This is a genomic window from Acidithiobacillus sp., assembly GCF_023255755.1.
Taxonomy (GTDB): Bacteria; Pseudomonadota; Gammaproteobacteria; order Acidithiobacillales; family Acidithiobacillaceae; genus Acidithiobacillus.
Window position 1 is genome coordinate 26290 of record NZ_JAGDVS010000005.1, and the last position, 18192, is coordinate 44481.

Annotated in this window: 22 protein-coding genes and 1 pseudogene; 18 read left to right on the plus strand and 5 right to left on the minus strand. The window is 58.3% G+C overall.

Features of this window, described 5'->3' with window-relative positions; genetic code table 11:
* Positions 1-8: 8 nt before the first annotated feature.
* From grxD to lptD, 5 genes are all read right to left on the minus strand, one after another.
* Positions 9-341 carry a Grx4 family monothiol glutaredoxin gene (gene grxD / locus Q0C48_RS00360; RefSeq protein WP_291520531.1) on the minus strand — a complete coding sequence of 111 codons (333 nt, stop codon included), beginning with the start codon at positions 339-341 and terminating at the stop codon, positions 9-11.
* A gap of 32 nt (positions 342-373) precedes the next feature.
* Positions 374-628 (minus strand): BolA/IbaG family iron-sulfur metabolism protein, encoded by a 255-nt coding sequence (locus Q0C48_RS00365; RefSeq protein WP_291520533.1) that lies wholly within the window; start codon positions 626-628, stop codon positions 374-376.
* A 90-nt stretch (positions 629-718) separates the two neighbouring features.
* The gene (locus Q0C48_RS00370; protein ID WP_291520534.1) at positions 719-1543 is read right to left on the minus strand and encodes an ABC transporter permease; all 825 of its coding nucleotides are present in this window, start codon (positions 1541-1543) and stop codon (positions 719-721) included.
* On the minus strand, positions 1536-2969 hold the full coding sequence (locus Q0C48_RS00375) for a peptidylprolyl isomerase (RefSeq protein ID WP_291520536.1): 1434 nt from the start codon (positions 2967-2969) through the stop codon (positions 1536-1538). Before Q0C48_RS00375 ends, Q0C48_RS00370 begins: the two co-directional genes overlap by 8 nt.
* Positions 2969-5164: an LPS assembly protein LptD gene (gene lptD, locus Q0C48_RS00380; RefSeq protein WP_291520538.1), complete on the minus strand. Its 2196-nt coding sequence runs from the start codon at positions 5162-5164 to the stop codon at positions 2969-2971. Before lptD ends, Q0C48_RS00375 begins: the two co-directional genes overlap by 1 nt.
* A gap of 29 nt (positions 5165-5193) precedes the next feature.
* Between lptD and Q0C48_RS00385 the strand changes: the two genes are divergently transcribed.
* From Q0C48_RS00385 to Q0C48_RS00470, 18 genes and pseudogenes are all read left to right on the plus strand, one after another.
* On the plus strand, positions 5194-6225 hold the full coding sequence (locus tag Q0C48_RS00385; protein ID WP_291520540.1) for a phosphotransferase: 1032 nt from the start codon (positions 5194-5196) through the stop codon (positions 6223-6225).
* Entirely contained in the window at positions 6198-6887 is a 690-nt protein-coding gene (gene murU, locus Q0C48_RS00390) for an N-acetylmuramate alpha-1-phosphate uridylyltransferase MurU (protein WP_291520542.1), read from the plus strand. Before Q0C48_RS00385 ends, murU begins: the two co-directional genes overlap by 28 nt.
* A complete protein-coding gene (locus Q0C48_RS00395; protein WP_291520544.1) occupies positions 6877-7311 on the plus strand; it encodes a hypothetical protein in 435 nt (144 codons plus the stop codon). The genes murU and Q0C48_RS00395 overlap by 11 nt, the downstream gene beginning before the upstream one ends.
* Positions 7312-7342: 31 nt before the next feature.
* Complete coding sequence (locus tag Q0C48_RS00400; protein ID WP_291520546.1) at positions 7343-7621, plus strand: hypothetical protein; 279 nt, start codon at positions 7343-7345, stop codon at positions 7619-7621.
* A 9-nt stretch (positions 7622-7630) separates the two neighbouring features.
* Positions 7631-8617: a KpsF/GutQ family sugar-phosphate isomerase gene (locus Q0C48_RS00405; RefSeq protein WP_291520548.1), complete on the plus strand. Its 987-nt coding sequence runs from the start codon at positions 7631-7633 to the stop codon at positions 8615-8617.
* Positions 8614-9168: a phenylphosphate carboxylase subunit delta gene (locus tag Q0C48_RS00410; protein ID WP_291520550.1), complete on the plus strand. Its 555-nt coding sequence runs from the start codon at positions 8614-8616 to the stop codon at positions 9166-9168. The genes Q0C48_RS00405 and Q0C48_RS00410 overlap by 4 nt, the downstream gene beginning before the upstream one ends.
* A gap of 25 nt (positions 9169-9193) precedes the next feature.
* Positions 9194-9763: an LPS export ABC transporter periplasmic protein LptC gene (gene lptC / locus Q0C48_RS00415; protein ID WP_291520552.1), complete on the plus strand. Its 570-nt coding sequence runs from the start codon at positions 9194-9196 to the stop codon at positions 9761-9763.
* Positions 9753-10283 (plus strand): lipopolysaccharide transport periplasmic protein LptA, encoded by a 531-nt coding sequence (gene lptA / locus Q0C48_RS00420; protein WP_291520555.1) that lies wholly within the window; start codon positions 9753-9755, stop codon positions 10281-10283. Before lptC ends, lptA begins: the two co-directional genes overlap by 11 nt.
* Positions 10280-11005, plus strand: a complete 726-nt coding sequence (gene lptB, locus Q0C48_RS00425; protein WP_291520557.1) for an LPS export ABC transporter ATP-binding protein — start codon at positions 10280-10282, stop codon at positions 11003-11005. The genes lptA and lptB overlap by 4 nt, the downstream gene beginning before the upstream one ends.
* A 12-nt stretch (positions 11006-11017) precedes the next feature.
* Positions 11018-12442, plus strand: a complete 1425-nt coding sequence (locus tag Q0C48_RS00430; protein WP_291520559.1) for an RNA polymerase factor sigma-54 — start codon at positions 11018-11020, stop codon at positions 12440-12442.
* A 112-nt stretch (positions 12443-12554) separates the two neighbouring features.
* On the plus strand, positions 12555-12896 hold the full coding sequence (gene raiA, locus Q0C48_RS00435) for a ribosome-associated translation inhibitor RaiA (RefSeq protein WP_291520561.1): 342 nt from the start codon (positions 12555-12557) through the stop codon (positions 12894-12896).
* A 6-nt stretch (positions 12897-12902) separates the two neighbouring features.
* On the plus strand, positions 12903-13349 hold the full coding sequence (locus tag Q0C48_RS00440) for a PTS sugar transporter subunit IIA (protein WP_291520563.1): 447 nt from the start codon (positions 12903-12905) through the stop codon (positions 13347-13349).
* Positions 13350-13379: 30 nt separating this feature from the next.
* A complete protein-coding gene (hprK, locus tag Q0C48_RS00445) occupies positions 13380-14336 on the plus strand; it encodes an HPr(Ser) kinase/phosphatase (RefSeq protein ID WP_291520565.1) in 957 nt (318 codons plus the stop codon).
* Positions 14336-15235, plus strand: coding sequence for an RNase adapter RapZ (rapZ, locus tag Q0C48_RS00450; RefSeq protein WP_291520586.1), 900 nt, complete (start codon positions 14336-14338; stop codon positions 15233-15235). Before hprK ends, rapZ begins: the two co-directional genes overlap by 1 nt.
* Complete coding sequence (locus Q0C48_RS00455) at positions 15232-15648, plus strand: PTS sugar transporter subunit IIA (protein WP_291520567.1); 417 nt, start codon at positions 15232-15234, stop codon at positions 15646-15648. Before rapZ ends, Q0C48_RS00455 begins: the two co-directional genes overlap by 4 nt.
* 103 nt (positions 15649-15751) lie before the next feature.
* Positions 15752-16024, plus strand: coding sequence for an HPr family phosphocarrier protein (locus Q0C48_RS00460; protein ID WP_291520569.1), 273 nt, complete (start codon positions 15752-15754; stop codon positions 16022-16024).
* A complete protein-coding gene (ptsP, locus tag Q0C48_RS00465; protein ID WP_291520571.1) occupies positions 16021-17733 on the plus strand; it encodes a phosphoenolpyruvate--protein phosphotransferase in 1713 nt (570 codons plus the stop codon). Before Q0C48_RS00460 ends, ptsP begins: the two co-directional genes overlap by 4 nt.
* 112 nt (positions 17734-17845) lie before the next feature.
* A pseudogene (locus tag Q0C48_RS00470) lies at positions 17846-18192 on the plus strand (hypothetical protein); the annotation flags it as partial.

An 18192-nucleotide genomic window follows, 5' to 3' on the forward strand; every position in this document is an offset into this window, starting at 1 on the left:
GACTCGAATCAGCTCGCGCTGGCCGCTTGGGCGCTGTCGACCAGTTTCTGCAATTCGCCCTGCTGATAGAGATCGGACATGATGTCTGACCCGCCGACAAACTCACCCTGAATATAAAGTTGGGGAATAGTCGGCCAGTTGGAATACTGCTTGATGCCGTCGCGAATCTGCGGGTCGGCCAGCACGTCCACCGTAAAGAGCTCCTTGACGCCTGACTGCTGCAACAGTTGCACGGCACGGGCCGAGAAACCGCATTGCGGCGCCCGCGGGTTGCCCTTCATATAAAGCACGACCGGGTGTTTCTGGACCTGTTCCTGAATAAGTTCCTGAATCGTTGCCATGGTTATCCTCGTTACATTGGGGGTGAGTGCGGCTAATGCGCCGCCGGGTGACGGAGCTGTTGCGCCTGCTCGGGAGTCAGGGTGCGCAGCGAGAGGGCGTGAATTTCCTCGCGCATACGCTCGCCCAGCGCATCATAAATCATTTGATGCTGCTTGATGAGGGAAAGCCCAACAAAGGCCGGGGAAACGACCAGCGCCTCGAAATGGGCGCCATCGTCTCCCAGAACCTCGATGAGGGCGTCGGGAAGCTGTTGCTTAATGAGTGATTTGATCGTGTTGGCGTTCATGGAGTGTAGTGTAACGTAAAAAAGCCGCTGTGTGATGTCGCTTTTTATACTGAGCTGCGCCCGGCTGTGCAAGGTGTGACGTTGAGCGCCTTATTGGCGCAGCTTGTAACCACGATCCAGCAGGCGCCAGGCAAAGAGACCGGTCCCGCCCGCGAAGGCGATGCTGACCCCTAGAGAAACCCATACGCTGGCATCAGAATCTGCAAAAAAACCATAACGAAACCCGTCGATGATGTAGAAGAACGGGTTGAACAGCGAGAGTTGTCGCCAAACACCGGGCAGGGACCGCACCGAGTAAAATACTCCGGCGAGAAAGGTCAGCGGCATAATGACAAAATTCTGAAAACCGGCAATCTGGTCGAATTTCTCCGCCCAGAGTCCGGCAATTAAGCCTAACGAACCCATGCCACTGGCGCCCAGAATGGTAAATACGATGATCCACAAGGGATGCAGTAGAGGTATGTGCAGATAAAGCAGCGCTAGTGCGAGTATGGCAATCCCCACTAGTGCCCCGCGCAGTACCGACGCGGCAACCATGGCGACGAAAATCTCGGTGGGGCCGAGCGGGCTGAGTAGCAGAAAGACGATGTTGCCCGTCACCTTGGCCTGGATCAGGCTGGAAGAGCTGTTGGCAAAGGCATTTTGCAGAACCGACATCATCATCAGACCGGGAACGATGAACGCCGTATAGCTGACTCCCGGATAGACCGATATATGTCCGCCCAATGCGTGCCCAAAAACCACCAGATAGAGGATGGTGGTGATCAGCGGGGCGGCAATGGTTTGTAGCCAGACCTTGCCGAAGCGCAAGGTTTCTTTGTAAAACAGCGTCCAGACCGGTGCGAAGCGGGCGCGTGCAAGGCCCGGGCTGGGACCGGTCACGGCCTGCTGTAACCCTCCGAAAGGCTCAGGCATCGCTGCTGCGCAGGCCGGGCTCGAGGATCTCGACGTAGGCGCCGTCGCGGATGCGACGTTGCCATTCGTCCATGCGCTCGTGGACGATACGGTTGTAGAGCTGCATGCGCGCTGCGGCCATAATCTGTTTCTCTTCAACCGGCTGCTGGCGCTGAGCCTGGGAGTGCAGAATGTAAATCGCATCCCCTTCGCGGATGGGACTACTCACCCCACCAGGTTGCAAAGTGACCAGTGTGCGTTCCAGGCTGTCCGGCAATTGTCCGGGGGCGACCCAGCCCATTTCTCCACCGCCGGCAGCGGTGCTAGTGTCCTGGCTATAATTACGCGCCAACTCAGAGAAGCGGGTGCCGCTTTGCAGCGCTTGCTGGATATCCTGAGCGCGTGCCTCAGCCTCCTGCAACTGCAGACTGTTGCCGGCACGCAGGACGATCATGGCCGTTTTGACCTCGGTGACCGTCGGCTGTTCATGTTTGACATCGAGCAATTTGAAAATATGAAACCCGGTGGGTCCAGGGATGACGGGGCTGATTTCGCCCGCCTTCAATTGGAGGAGGGTTTGGGTCACTGAGGGTGGGAGTTCACCCGCCTTGACCCAACCGATGCGTCCGCCCTGCAAGGCATCGTGGCCGCTGCTGACCTGGGCGGCAAGGCGCGTAAAACTCTCACCGGCCACCACGCGATCACGCGCCTGCCCGGCTTCACGCCGGGCCGCGCTGACGGCGTCTGGTGTCGGGTTGTCAGGCAGCGGGATGAATATCTGCTGTAGGTCGAAACTCACGCCGCCCATTTCTTTGAGCTGTTGCGCGAAGGTTTTCACCTCGTCGGGGCCAATATGGACCCGGCTCTCCACTTCCTGCTGCATGAGGCGATCCACAAGAATGCGATCCTTGAGGTCGTTGGTAAATTGCTCCCATGACTGCCCTTGATTGGTCAGCGCCTGGCGTAACTGGTCAGGGGTGAGGTGGTTGGCTTGAGCGAGGTTGCTGATGGCCTGGTCCAGCGTGCCTTTGTCAACCTTGATTCCGGCGCGGTGCGCGATTTGCAGCTCGATATCCTGCAGGATCATCTGCTGCAGCACCTGGCGGTGCAGGATGTCTTCGGGGGGCATGGCGTTGGGGTCTTGCGTCTGCAGACGGGCACGCACGGCGCTAACCCGTTGCTCGAGCTGCATGGAGGTGATGATATTGTCGTTCACCACAGCAATGACCTTGTCGAGATTCTGGGTGTTTTCGGGTAGCGGCGCCGCTATCGGTGCTTCGGCAGAGTTTTCCGAATAAGTGTGCGTTGTCGTAGCGGGTGCCATCACCGGTGCGGCCGGCAGCAGGGTGTCACGGTTGAGAAAGGGCGTACTCGCCCAGGCCAAAACCGGAGCTGTCCCCAGAACGATGCTCAGGGCGAATAAGATAGGACGGCATTTGGACGACATCAGAACTCCATGCTGGCGCCCGGCACATACTGGCTGAGCAAACCGTTTGAGGCATTGCCGAGGCTGGTCAGGCCACGCAATACGATCTCCAGATAAACAACGTTATTGGACTGCCCGCCGAGAAGGATCTGATGATAAACCATCATACGGGTAGCCCAGCAGCCGCCATCATAGCCCATCCCTACGAGCTCCTCCAGCGGCTTGTGATCGGTGACATCATACTGATAGCTGCCGAGTACCTGCCAGCGCTTGTAGATCGGCCAGGCACCGGAAATGCCGGTTTGCCTCACGAAGCCACGGGTAAAACGATAGTCAAGGTTAATGACGCGCTGCGGACCGGGCAGCCACTGGGCGCGCAGGTTGAGCCGCTCCAGCTTGCGCTGCTGGGCATTGACCTGTGAACTGGCGAGGAGGTTGATGTCCGGAAGGGGCGCGTATTGTCCCTCAAAAAAATAGTTGGACTGCTGGTTCTGAGGGACGATATCGCCGGCGAGGTTGATCTGGCGCTGGTTGAAGTAGCGGATCTGGCCGACAGCCGCCTGCCAGAGCTGGCGGCCACCGGGTGTGAGCCAGGTGCCACGCAGCCCTATTGCCACCTGATTGGCAGCGTTGATGCGATCGTTGCCGGTATAGAGGCTGTTATCCTCAAAAATCATCGGGAAGTTCTGATAGGGCTGACTGGCATCGAAGATGGGGATGCTGCTTTGGGCCTGCAGGGGAATATACGTGTATTTGAACAAGGGTTGCAGCAGGGCCGTGCTGCCGTCGCTGCCGTAACGGACGAAATTGAGGCCGCCTTTGAGGCTGAGCGCCGGTAAGGTGCGATTGACGGCGCGCGCGTAGGGGGCATTACGCTGAATCTGATAGTGACTATAGTAGAGCCGGGCCTGCGGTTCCAAGAAGCCCCAGCCGTGGCTGAAGCGCCAGCCAATGGTGGGGGTGAGGTCGAGGCGCTGACCGACGGGTCCTGCAGAAGCGGAGAAGTAGTTAAAGCTGCTGTGCCAGTCGAAATAGCCGGTGCGTCCCACCCGCCAGTAGCCATCGGCAAACAGATACGGGAGCTGGGAGTAGGGCGCTGCGCCGCCAGGCGCGAGTTCCTGGTAGCCCTGCAGGGTGGCGCCCGCGCTAATATGCGTGTTGTTGTAGTAGAGTCCTCCGGAAGAGGCGATGTAGGGTGTGTTGCCAATGCCGCCCACGAAACTGCTGCCGAAACCGGCTGTGCCGCCAAAATCCGAAAGGAAGTTTTTGTAGCTGACCTGATTGTAATCGACGTTGAAGTTGAATCCGTCGCCCAGATTCTGGTTATGCTGCCAGGAAATGGCCCAGATATTTTTGTGGGTCAATTGATCAGAGGGGAGCAGGTCCAGATAGAGTTTGCCGCTATAATTGGGCTCCAGATAGCGGAACTCGTTCTGCAACATCACCCCGCGTCTGGCGAAATAGTTGACGGTGAGGGTGTCGTCCATATTACGGGCGATATCGAAATAGTAGGGGATGCCGAGGTAAAAGCCGTTGATGGTAGAGCTGCCCACACTAGGGGCAAGAAACCCGGAGTGTCGCTTCAGCGGAAAACTGAGGTAGGGCGTCCAGAATACGGGCAGCCCAAGGACGTCGATTGTAGTGTTGGTGGTAGAGACGTAGTTGTCATTCTGGTTGAGGTCGATGCGGCTGCTCCAGAGTTGCCAGGCCGGTTTTTCGCCATCACAGGTGGTATAGCACGCTTCGTTGAGCTGGTAATGCCCCTTGCTCAGTTCCCTGCCGCTTTCGGCGTGGCCATGACCTTGCTGTGCTTCGAGCAGATAGCGGGGATGGACTATGACCCCCTCGTTGGCATGTAAATGGATGGTGGCCTTGGGGGCGGCGGTCACGATGCCGGGACTGACCATGCGCACATGGCCGTCGGCGATGATCTCGTCACGGGCCTGGTCGTAGTGCACGGTATCAGCATAGACCCGACGATCACCATAGAGTACTTCGACATTGCCGGTGGCCGTCCAGTGGCCGCTGCCAAGGCCGTGAACTTGATCCGCATAGAGCGTGACCGGGCTCTCTGCGGCCGCGGCGATGGCCATCCCGGGTGCAAGCAGTGCGCTCAGCAGAGCCAGGCGAAGGCTGGAACGCGAGGCACGGCGACTTCTTTCCGGGCGGATTGGCCGGGGTCGGGATTTTCCGATGCTGTGCAGAGGACTTTTCATGGAGGCCTAAAATCGCACAGAATGCTTTCATGTCGCAATCTTTCCTTGCATCGAATTTTTCCACTGTGGCGGCGAGGGATTCTCTGTCACCCGCCGCCGCAGACTGGCTCGCGCAGCAGGGCGTGGCGGTGGCGCGGGCGTGCCCCATTCCCGGAGATGCCAGCGGGCGGCGCTATTGGCGTTTGCCGCAGGGCCTGATCTTCATGGATGCCCCGCACCCCGAAGATATCCTGCCCTTTTTGCGGATACAGCACCGTTTTGCCCGCGCCGCCTTGCCGGTACCCAAGGTACTGGCCGCGCAAATGGATCCCGGCTTTGTGTTGCTGGAGGACTTAGGGGAAACGGATCTCAAGGGCGTACTGGATGCCGGTGCGGATATTAATCTGTGGATGCAGCGGGCGATGACCTTGATCCTCAATCTGCAGCAGACCGGGCAGAGACAGACGGCATTGCCTCCCCTGCCATTTTTCTCCCCGACTCGCCTGGGGGACGAGTTGGCCCTGTTTACGGACTGGTACCTGAGCAGGCATCTTGATTTAATCCTGAGTCCTCCGCAGAGGAATTCCCTGCAAACACTTTTTGCCGTGTTACTGGACAATGCCGCAGCGCAGCCGCAGGTCTGGGTCCACCGGGATTTTCACGCACGCAATCTTATTATTCAGCGGGACACCGGGCTATTGGCCATGATTGACTTTCAGGATGCGGTGCGCGGGCCTTGGACCTATGACCTGGCTTCTCTGCTCTGGGATCGTTATTGGGATTGGGGACGGATGCAAAGGGACGCGTGGGCTTTGAATTTTTTGACGGCGGCGCATCAGCATGGTGCCGCCTTGCCGTCGTCCGCGGGCTTTCTGCTGAATGTCGGGCGTATGGCTCTCCAGCGTAACCTGAAGATTCTCGGCATTTTCTGCCGTCTGGCTTACCGGGACGGAAAATCGAGTTATCTCGATTTCCTGCCGCAATTCTGGGCCTATGTCGTGGATGCCCTGGACGCTGATCCGCAGTTGCAGTCTTATCTGGAGCTTTTTGCCCCATGGCAACCCCCGTTACCCGTGCGATGATCCTGGCTGCGGGTCGGGGCGAGCGGCTCAGGCCGCTTACCGATCATGTCCCGAAGCCCTTGCTGGAGGTTGCCGGCAAACCTCTTATCGTGCGCCACCTGGAGTCGCTGGCTGCGGCGGGCATTCGCGATGTGGTCATCAATGTCGGGCACCTGGGTGATGCGATCATGCAGTCTTTGGGTCAAAATTGGCGGGGATTGAGGATCACTTACAGCGATGAGCGCGAGGGCCGCCTGGAGACCGGCGGCGCTCTTGTTCGCGCCCTGCCCTTATTGGGGAACAGCCCTTTTTTGCTGGTGAATGGCGATATTTGCACGGACTTTCCCTGGGCGCAGCTTTGCCAGCCTTCCCTTGCGCGCGTGCATCTGGTGCTGGTGCCTAACCCGATGCAGCACCCGCAGGGAGATTTCGCATTGTCTGCCGGCATGGTGGCTTTGGCGGGCGAAGAACGTCATACTTATGCAGGCATCGCGCGTCTTGACCCGGAGTTGTTGCGGGGCTTTCCCGAGCAGTCGGCTCCTCTGGCCCCTTGGCTGCGGCAATGGATTGCAGCAGGTGTGGTGGAGGGGACCTTGTATCAAGGAAAATGGACGGATGTAGGCACACCAGAGCGGCTGCGGGCGGCTCAACGTGATTGTGCGGAGGCCGCGCATGGACTTTGATCCGGCTGCGATGACGGCGGCGGTTAGTGTGGATGCCCACTTGCGCGACCGCTGGCGCCGGGAGTGGGGCTTGCTCATGGACCTGGCGGTCTGGGGAGATCTGCGCAGCAGCCAGATCGGCTTATCGGGCAAGCTGCACAAACGAGTGCTGGAATTCGGGGAACGCCTGCGCTCCTATGGAAGTGACCGGAGTTGGATTCCGCACCCCCGGGAACAAATCAAGAATGCCCTGAGCACCAGTCTGCAGACCCGTGAATCGCTGGAAAAGGTCAGCGAAATTATAGACCAGTTTAGCGACGGGGCAGACCTTGCCGCCTTACGGGCGGTGTGGGAGGCGGTAAGTGCTGCGTTGATGGCGGACATCGTCATGCGTGAAGAGCGATTGGTGCAGTTGTTGAACCAGCAGTATCAGGAAGAAGTGTGATCCAACCCTATTCAGGTTAACCGGCATATTTATGAAGATTGTGTACGCCTTGGTTGTTATCGGTGCTCTTGCGCTCTTTGCCTTGCTCTTATGGTGGGCACGCGGGCAGGTAGGCGATGCTGCAGCCCCCCTTGACAGTACGGGTTGGTACGCCCGGCATCCTGACGCGCTGGCTGCCGAAAATCTGAAATGCTGGAAATTACTGCAGAACGCTTCATTTGCGGATGTGGACAAGATCATGACCGCGTACCCCCACTGTCGTGCGGTCTATGAAGCCATCCAGAGGCAGACTCCCGCCCATGCGAATTGACGGCTGCCGGTGACTGCATTGACCGTAACGCCAGAAAGTCTGCTGGCCACCGGCCGGGATGTGTTGCGCCTGGAGGCGGCGGCGGTGGCGGCACTGGAAGCACGTCTTGACGCGGATTTTGTGGGAGCTTGCCAGCTCCTGCTGAACTGCCCCGGGCGTATCGTCGTCAGTGGCATGGGTAAGTCCGGGATTATCGCCAAAAAAATCGCAGCGACTTTGGCCAGTACTGGCAGCCCCGCCCTTTTTCTGCATCCCGCCGAAGGCAGCCACGGCGATCTGGGTATGCTCACCCGTCAGGATTGCCTGCTCGCGCTCTCCAACTCCGGGGAAACCGCCGAACTTCTGGCTATTTTGCCGGTGGTCAAGCGCCTCGCGGTGCCCTTGATCGCCATGACCGGTAACCCGCAGTCCACCCTGGCGCGCAGTGCCGCCGTACATCTCAATTGCAGTGTGGCGCGAGAGGCCTGCCCTCTCAACCTTGCGCCTACGGCGTCGACGACAGCAACCTTGGCCATGGGTGATGCCCTGGCCATGGCGCTTTTACAGGCGCGCGGTTTTTCGGCAAATGATTTCGCCCTGTCTCATCCCGGTGGCAGCCTCGGCAAACGCCTGCTGCTGCGGGTGCAGGATGTGATGCACCGAGGCGCCAGTCTGCCCAAGGTACAGGAGGATACGCCGTTATGCGAAGCAGTCTTGGAAATGAGCAGCAAGGGGCTGGGAATGACGGCAGTGGTGGATGCAGAGGACCGGGTGCTGGGGATTTTTACCGACGGTGATTTACGCCGTGCCTTCGCGCGGCGCCAGGATATCTGGGAACAGCCCATGGCTGAACTGGCTCATGCCAAACCGGCCACTATTACTGCCGAAGCCCTTGCTGCTGAAGCTCTTGCCCTGATGGAAAATAATCGCATCGGCGCGCTTCTGGTCACCGATGGCGAGGCGCGGCTGATTGGCGCGTTGAATATGCACGATTTGCTGCGCGCAGGCATCGTATGAATGAATTGATGTCACCTGACACAGATTTGTTGACGCGCGCTGCCGGGGTCCGCCTGCTGATTCTGGACGTGGACGGCGTGTTGACCGATGGCCGCTTGTTTTTTGACGATGATGGCAAGGAGAGTAAAGCCTTTCATGTGCGGGACGGTTACGGCATCAAGCTTGTGCAGGAACGGGCTATAGAGGTTGCCATCATTACCGCGCGCTATTCCCCGGCAGTCGCCCATCGCGCCCACGATCTGGGCGTCAAGCGGATTCATCAGGGCTGTTTGGACAAGAATCTGGCCTACACGGAGCTCAAAATCGCCCTCGGCCTGGATGACGCCGAGGTGGCTTATATGGGAGATGATCTTATCGATCTGCCCATTCTTACCCGCGTTGGTCTGGCGACTGCTCCGGCTGATGCGCACCCGGAGGTCGGTTGTCGAGTACACTGGCAGAGCGTGCAACGGGGCGGTCGTGGTGCGGTGCGGGAGCTCTGCGAGCTGATTCTGCAGGCACAGGGGTACTGGCCAGCAGTCATCGCCAAGGCTGTTGGAGCGCTGTCTTGATCACCAATCAATCCGAGAGCGGGCCATGTCGCGTAAGCTGATACCGGGTTTCCGCGCCCCTGGCTTGGGTCTGTCTCTGCTGCTGCTGGTCCTCGCGGCGCTGGTGTGGTGGTCCTGGCCGCAGCATCCCCTGCCCCTGCCGCCCATTGACTGGCATGGTCAAATCCATAAGGGGGATCAGGCGGCCGAAGATGTGGTCATGCGCCAGTACACGGCAACCGGGAAACTGGATTTGCTCGCCACCGCCCAGACAGCCTATCACGAGCCGGGCGTCGATCAGACCATACTTAGGCAGGTTACCGTTGAGCGGTTCAAGCCGGGACAGCAGACGCATCTGCGTGCCAATCAGGGCATAGAAGATGGCCACAGCCACATGATTACCTTATGGGGGAACGTTATTGGCACCTTGCAACCGGACACCCGCCTGCTCACCGAAAAGGTGCACTATGATGCGCAAACGGGCATTATTACGTCCAGAGAGCCGGTACGGCTGGAACGGGGCCAAGACTGGATGACCGGGGTAGGTCTTTGGGCTTCGGTAAAAACCCAAGAGGTGAATATTTTGCATGATGTGCGTGGCATGTATGTCCCATAAGCGATTTTCTTTCCGGCGATTCTGGCCCTCCTTGCTTATGGTTGTTTCTGCCACCGCCTCGGCCGCACCGGTTGCGGAGCAGGGGCTGGGCAAAGGCCCTATTCAGATTAGTGCCGACGCGCTGCATGGTGAGAACAAACCGCAGCAGCAGGCCGTCTATACCGGGAACGTGGTTATGACCCAAGGCGACGTGGTTGTACATGCCGATAAACTCACTGTCGTAGCGGTCGGTGGCAAGGTGCAGCAGGCCACGGCGGTGGGAAACCCGGTTACCTTCACCATGCCCAGTGCCCAGCGCCACGGCTATGGTAACACCCTGGTCTATAAACCGGGCAGCGGCGAAATAGTGCTCATCGGCAATGCCCATCTCTGGCAGAAAAAAAACGAGATCAATGGTCAGCAGGTCACTTATTTCCTGCAGACTCAGAAAACCTCCGTCACTGCGGCCCCCGGTCAGCGGGTACAGTCGATCTTCTATCCCGCAGCGGCGGATCACGCCACCAGCGGTGGGAGGCCATGAGCGGCCTGTTGCAGGCGCAATCCCTGTTCAAGTCGTACCGGCGGCGGGCTGTGGTGCGCGACGTTTCGGTGCAGGTGGCCGCAGGCGAGGTGGTGGGACTGCTCGGTCCTAATGGAGCGGGGAAAACCACAACCTTTTACATGATGGTCGGATTGGTGCGTCCCGATCGCGGTCATATTTTTCTGCAACAGCGCGATATCACCGCGCTGCCTATGCACGAACGTGCCCGCATGGGGCTGGGGTATCTCCCCCAGGAGCCCTCCGTTTTTCGCCAGATGAGTGCTGCTGACAATGTCCTCGCCGTGTTGGAAACTTTGCCGTTGAGCAAGGTCGAGCGGCAAGAACGCCTGGAACAATTGCTCAGTGATCTCCATCTCCACCCGTTGCGTGACACCAAAGGGCATAGTCTTTCCGGTGGTGAGCGGCGGCGGGTGGAAATTGCGCGGGCGCTGGCCATGGGCCCGCGTTTTATTTTGCTGGATGAACCCTTCGCTGGTATCGATCCCATTTCTGTGCTGGAAATTCAACGGCTCATCCAGGATTTGCGTGGGCGTGGCATCGGTATTCTGATTACCGACCATAATGTGCGCGAGACATTAGGCATTTGCGAACGCGCCTATATACTGCATGATGGCAAGGTCTTGACGGCAGGTAGTCCACAGGAAATTGTTGATGATCCCATGGTGCGGCAGGTTTACCTGGGAGACCAGTTTCAAATCTGATTTTTGGAAATTATGAAACAAGGCTTAGAACTCAAGCTCGGCCAGCATCTGGCCATGACCCCGCAACTGCAACAGGCGATTCGTCTGCTGCAGTTGTCTACGCTTGATTTGCAGCAGGAAGTTCAAAGCATGCTGGAGAGCAATCCTCTACTCGATGAGGAGGTCGGGGATGAAGGCAGTGGCGGACCAGTCCCGGAGACGCTTGAGCATCCTTCCGAAGACCGTCAACTGGATCTGGCGGCTGAGGATACGCTGCCTGATGAATTGCCTGTAGACAGTCAGTGGGATGATGTCTTTGATCTAGGTACGTCAGGCTCTGGCAGTGGTTCTGACGAAGATATGCCAGATTTTGAATTGCGTAACAGCCACAGCCAAAGCCTGCAGGACTATCTTCGTTGGCAGGCCGATATGACGCACTTTAGTGCTGACGAGCGCAACATGGCGGAGTTAATCATCGACGCCATTGATGAGCGCGGTTACCTGGCGGAAAGCCTGGAAGAACTCGCAGTCAATATGAATGTGCAAGAAGATGCGTTGTTGGCCGTGTTGCTGCGCGTGCAAGACTTCGACCCACCGGGCGTCGGTGCACGTAATCTCAGTGAGTGCCTCTTGCTACAGCTAAAACAGATGGTCGAAGGGGATGCGCCCATATTGCTGGCCCAACGGATTGTGAAGGATCACCTGCAGGCCCTGGCACGTCACGATTACCCGCGTCTGTGTGCGACTCTGGGGGTGGATGAGGAGGCATTGCGTACGGCAATGGCGCTGATTTCCGCTCTGAATCCCAAGCCGGGTGAAGATGTGGGTGCAGAGAGCACCGAGTATGTGATCCCCGATGTGATTGTGCGCTGGACGGGTAAGCGCCTGCGCGTAGATCTGAATCCCGAGGCAATGCCTAAATTACGTATCAACCGTCGTTATGCCGGCATGGCGGGTGGGAAAGATGCGGCGCATAAATATATTCAGGATCAGCTCAACGAGGCGCGCTGGTTTATCAAGAGCCTGCAGAGCCGCCAGGACACCATATTGAAGGTGGCGCGGGCCATCGTCGAACGGCAAAAGGATTTTTTTGCCAACGGGCCTGAATCTATGCGGCCCATGGTCCTGCGTCATATCGCCGAGGCAGTAGAAATGCATGAGTCTACGGTATCGCGGGTCACTAATCAGAAATACATGATTACACCCCGCGGTCTCTATGAGTTTAAATACTTCTTCTCCAGTCATGTGGGTACCGACAGCGGCGGTTCCGCGTCGGCCACGGCGATTCGCGCGCTACTCATCAAGATGACGCAGGCCGAAAGCGCACGTCATCCCCTGAGCGATGCGGAAATTGCCAAGGTGCTGGCCGATCAGGGTATTCAGATTGCGCGGCGGACGGTGGCCAAGTACCGCGAGGCGGCCAATATTCCTGCTGCGAGTCAGCGTCGTCGTTTGTGAGGCGGATGCCGCCGCCAGGGTTTTTTGCCGGCGCCGTTGGCGCTACACTGAGGGCGGACCCCGCGGCGGGACAGGATTCATAACGATCACATCACTTGGGTAGGAGAGCGCTATGCAAATTACTATTACCGGGCAGCACCTGGATTTGACGGATGCCATTAAAAACTATGTCGATGAAAAGATTGGACGCCTCGGTCGTTACTTCGACCACGTCATTAACGCTCAGGTGGTGCTGAGGCACCTCCCCCACGAAAAGCTGACTAACGTCGTAGATATTACGGTCAATGCCCCAGGGCACGTCTTCCATGCCGAGGTACATGATGCCGATATGTACGCGGCCATAGATCTGGTGGCCGACAAACTGGAGGCGCAGGTGCACAGCTACAAGGAAAAGTTGCAGGATCGCCGTAATGATCATCCCGCTGGTTTGGCAGCCATTGCTGAAGTCGACTGAATAGCCATGATGACCCCGCCTCTTTCCCCGACAAACATTCGTATGGATCCGCCCGTGGCCGATGCTGGTGATGTGCTGCAGGCATTGGCAGAAATCCTGGCAGGGTCTACCGGCCTGTCTGCTGAAGGGATTGCGGCGGCCTTGCAAAGCCGTGAGGCGCAGGGGTCCACGGGCATCGGGCATGGGGTGGCTTTGCCCCATGCGCGGTTGGAGGGTGTGAGTCAGGTAGCTGTTGCTGCGCTGCGCACGGCGCAGGGTATTCCGTTTGCGGCGCCAGACGGGTTGGACGTGCGTATATTTCTGGCGGTAGTGGTGCCCAAAGCGGCTGCGACCGCCCATCTGGAGACGCTCTCTGCATTAGCCGCCAAACTCGCGGTGGACGAGGTACGCGAAGTACTGATGAAAACTCCGGATCCGCAGGAGTTTTTTCGTTTGTTGACGAGTCCGGCGTAGTTTGTACCATAAAGCAGACTGGTTACAGCCATGAGTGTCGGGCAAAGCGGCGTTATTGAACGACAAATCAGCTTGCGTCGGCTCTGTGAAGACCTGCAGAGCGAATTGCACTGGCAGTGTCTGTACCAGCCTGAGGAAGACCATCATCTCCGCGGCGATTCCTCGGCGGAAGATGATGTGGGTGGGGCGGCACTGGTCGGGTTTTTCAACTTTATCCGGCCACATGCGGTGCAGATTGCCGGGGGTTATGAGCTAACCTACCTGCGTGCCCACCCAGAGGCTATTACCCAGTTTCCGCCCCATAAGCTGCGTCTGCTCGTTGTTTGTGAGGGTCAGATACTGGATGATCTTCTCCATGAAGATCTGAAAGCCCGGCACATTGCCGTGATGACGACGCCAATGGGCGCAAAAATGGTGCTGGCAGCGGTGCAACACTACCTGCATCGGGAGCTGGCGCCCCGCCAGCAGGTGCATGGCGTACTGGTCGATGTGCTGGGGATCGGCTTGCTTTTGCAGGGCGAGGTAGGGATTGGCAAGAGCGAGTTGGCCTTGGAACTGGTCAGTCGCGGCCACCGCCTGGTGGCCGATGATAGCGTGCTCTGTATCCGTGAAGCCCCGAATGTCCTGACAGGGCACTGTCCGGCTCCGCTACGTAATTTTCTGGAAGTACGTGGTCTGGGTATTATTAACATCCGGGAGTTCTTCGGCGCCGCTGCCATCGTGCGTTCCAAACGTATCCGGCTAGTCGTTGAAATCCAGGATATGTGCGATATGGAAATGGCGGATATCGATCGCTTGCAAGGCAAGGTGGATCACCTGGATATTCTCGGAATCCAATTGCCCCGGTTACGCATGCCCGTTTCTGCGGTGCGCAATTTGGCCGTACTGGTCGAGGCGGCGGCACGCAGCCAGTATGTAAAGGAGTCCGGCGGAGATATGCTCGCGGATTTTGAGGCGCAGGTACAATTGAGTGTCGGGGAAGAATGATGGCGGAGCGGGACTTTATTATCGTCAGTGGTCTGTCCGGTTCAGGAAAATCCACCGTTCTACAGGCCCTGGAGGATCAAGGTTATTATTGTGTCGATAATCTGCCGGCTACCCTGCTGGTGGATTTCGGAGCCCAACTGGCGCGGCGGGATGCCAGTTCCATGCTCGCCGCCGTGAGTATCGACGTCCGTAACCGCGAGTTTCTCGCGGCTCTGCCACAAGCGTTGGCCGATCTGCGCGAGCGTTACGCTCTGCGCCCGCGCATCCTTTTTCTGGAAGCGGACGAGGGTACGTTACTGCGCCGTTTCAGTGAGACTCGCCGTCGTCATCCTCTCACCGATGATCTCGCGGCAGCCTTGGGCGAATCTCTGCTCACGGTGTTGCGGCGTGAACGCGAGATGGTCCAACCCCTTGCCGATGTGGCCGACAAGCGCCTCGACACCTCCCAGATCAATACCCACCAGTTGCGTTTGCGGGTGCAGGCATGGAGTCTGGCGTCTCATCATTACAGTGGCCTGGTCTTGTTATTGCAGTCTTTTGCCTTCAAAAAAGGCCTTCCTTTGGATTCCGACTTCGTTTTTGATCTGCGCGCACTGCCCAATCCCCATTACAGTCCTGAACTGCGCGCCCTGACCGGTCGTGACGCGCCGGTGCGTGATTTTCTGGAGAAGGCTCCAGAGGCGGGCCGCGCTTTCAATTCGTTGCGCAGCTTCCTGCAGGCATGGCTGGCGCCTTTTGCGCAAGAGCACCGCAACTATGTGACGGTTTCTCTGGGTTGTACCGGGGGGCAGCATCGCAGCGTATATATGGTGGAGGCATTAGCGCAAGTGCTTGCCGGAGAAGGACAACGTGTCCTGATCCAGCACCGGGAACTGGGCATTACCGAGACGCTGACATGATTACCATCGTGCTCCTGACCCACGCGGGACTGGGTGAGGCCTTTGCCGCCGCACTCCGGCATATTTTCGGATCTGTGCCGCCCGCCTTGGAGGTGCTGGAAATTTTGCCTGATCAGACGCCGGAGGAAGGCCGTCGGCGTTTGTGGAGGTTGTTAGAAAAAACAGGTGACAGTGATGCCATATTGATTCTGAATGATCTCTATGGTGCCACCCCCGCTAATCTCATTCCGGCTATTCTCCCGGAAGGCCGGGTAGCAGCGGTGAGTGGCCTTAATCTGGCGATGCTTCTGCGTGCCTTGTCGCGGCGCGGTGAAGGGTTGGCTGCAGCACGTCAGGGTGCTCTGGAAGGCGGCGTTCAAGGCGTCGTCGATATCCTTGCACGCAGGAATGCGCAAGAATCGCCGCAGCGCTGAGCCGTTATCCGCAACAACTCTCTTCTGGTTCGAACGGCGATCGCGCGCTATGCTCCGGGGATACCTGATTTATTTTTGTTCATGAGAAGAGAGGCAAGTGCCTGTGACCCTGCGCGTAGACTATCCCATTATCAATCAGCTCGGTTTGCATGCGCGGCCTTCAGCTAAATTTGTCAGCCTCTCGGTGCGCTATCCCTGCGCGGTCTGGCTGGAGCGTAATGGTCAGCGGGTCAATGGTAAGAGCATTATGGGGTTGATGACCCTCGCCGCCGCACAGGGGAGTATTCTGACCCTGGAAACGAATGGCGAAGATGAGCAGGCCTGTGCCGATGCCTTGCTCGCACTCGCGGCGGATCGTTTTGGTGAAGAATCATGAGTTTTGAACTGGCGGGAATTGGCGCCTCTGGCGGCATTGCCATCGGCACGGCATTGGTACTTGAGCCCACTACCCTCGATATTCCTGAGCATTTACTGGTGCCTGAGGCCATAGAGCCGGAAGTGTTGCGTTTGCGTGCGGCTTTGAGCGGCGCCCGGGATGAGCTGCTCTCTGTGCGCGATGCTATCCCGAGGGATGCCCCGCAAGATACCCGTCTTTTTATTGATGCGCATCTGTTGATGCTGGACGATCCCGCACTGCGCGAAAGACCCCTGCGGTCTATTCGCGATGAACATCGCAATGCCGCCTGGGCTATCCAGTTGGAGCGAGAGCGGCTGCTGGAGATTTTTGACCGCATGGAAGACGCATATTTGCGCGCCAAGCGGGAAGATATTATTCAGGTGACAGACCGGGTTTTGCGCCGTCTGATTGGTGTAAAGACCCCCGTTCTGCAGAGCGCCGAGGGTCAGATCATCATCGCCGAAGAGTTGACGCCAGCCGATACGGTATTGATGAAAAAAGACAAGGTGCTCGCCTGGGTAACCGACTTTGGTGCAGCGAACTCTCACTCTGCTATTCTGGCCAGAAGTCTCGGACTTCCGGCCGTGGTCGGCACGCACTCGGCGACGCGCCTGCTACGTAGCGGTGATGTGGTGATTGTCGATGGGGACCAGGGTATCCTGCTGGTTGCGCCGGATGACCTGATATTGCGGCAATATCAGGCTTTGCAGGAGCAGCGGCAACGGCGTCGGCGGTTGTTGGAAGAGCAGCGCGATCTGCCCGCGATAACTGTAGACGGGGTGCCTATTCATCTGCGCGCTAATATTGAATTGCCAGATGATATCGATATGGTGCGGCGCATGAATGCTGATGGTGTCGGCCTTTATCGCAGCGAGTTTCTCTTCATGAATCGCCCGGACATCCCGGATGAGGAAGAGCAATTCCACGCCTTTGCCCGAGTGGTAGAGCAGATGGATGGGGCACCAGTGACCATCCGTTCTCTCGACATCGGCGCCGACAAGGGTCTGCGTGATGACGATGCGGGGCTCCACGCTGCGCTCAATCCGGCCCTTGGCTTGCGCGGGCTGCGTCTTTGTCTGCGGCGTCCGGAATGGTTCCGGCCGCATCTGCGCGCCATTCTTCGCGCTTCGGCATTGGGGCCGATACGGCTGATGCTGCCCATGCTCAGCAGTATGGGGCAATTACTGCAAACCCGGGCGCTGGTCAGTGAGTTGCAGACAGAATTGCGCGCCGAAGGGCACGCCTGTGATGTGGATATGCCGCTGGGCATTATGGTGGAAGTGCCTGCCGTGGCCATGGCAGCGCACTACTTTGCCGGGCGGGCAGATTTTTTCTCCATCGGCACTAACGATCTGATTCAGTACGCGCTGGCAGTGGATCGCGGTGATGATGACGTCAATGATCTCTTTGACCCCCTGCATGCCGGGGTATTGGCGATGATTCAATACACCATCACCGCCGGTCATGCACGGGGCATCCCGGTAGCGATGTGCGGCGAGATGGCGGCGAACCCGGCCTTTACAGCGCTGTTGCTGGGATTGGGGTTGCGTGAATTCAGCATGTATCCCGGCGCTATTCCCGAGGTCAAGGAGGTGATCCGGCAGACCGCTATCGCGGATGCTGAAGCGCTGGCTGCCCGCGCGCTTTCCGGAGAATGGCCGGTGCTGACGGGGGGCGGGCATAATTAGGCTGAGCCTGCGCAGGATTACGACGTCTGTTATCGTCGTGTTGATCCTCGTCGTTTCGGCTGCCGTGCTGTTTTGGTTCGTGGGTGGTCCCCGCTACGTTTTAGAGGGGGTCTTGGCTGCCCGCTTGCAGCGGCCGGTGCATTTCGCCGCCAACCCGGAATGGCATTGGGGAAAACAAGAATTGCGGTTCACGTTACCGGGTCTGCGCGTCGGCCCGGCGGCCCACCCTCAGTTCAGCGCAAGTCGACTCATGGTGGCGTTAGACTGGCGCTTCCTCCTGCACGGCCAAGTGCAACTTCAGCAAATCGTACTCGATACGCCTGTGCTTAATGGGCCATGGAAAGGTGCCGCTAACGCAGGCGGCGCTGCTCTTTCCCTGCCAGGTAAGGTGATAATTCGCGATGGCACGCTGTGCTGGCCGGGTGTGGCCGGACATACCCTGTCCCTAACAGTCGTGAA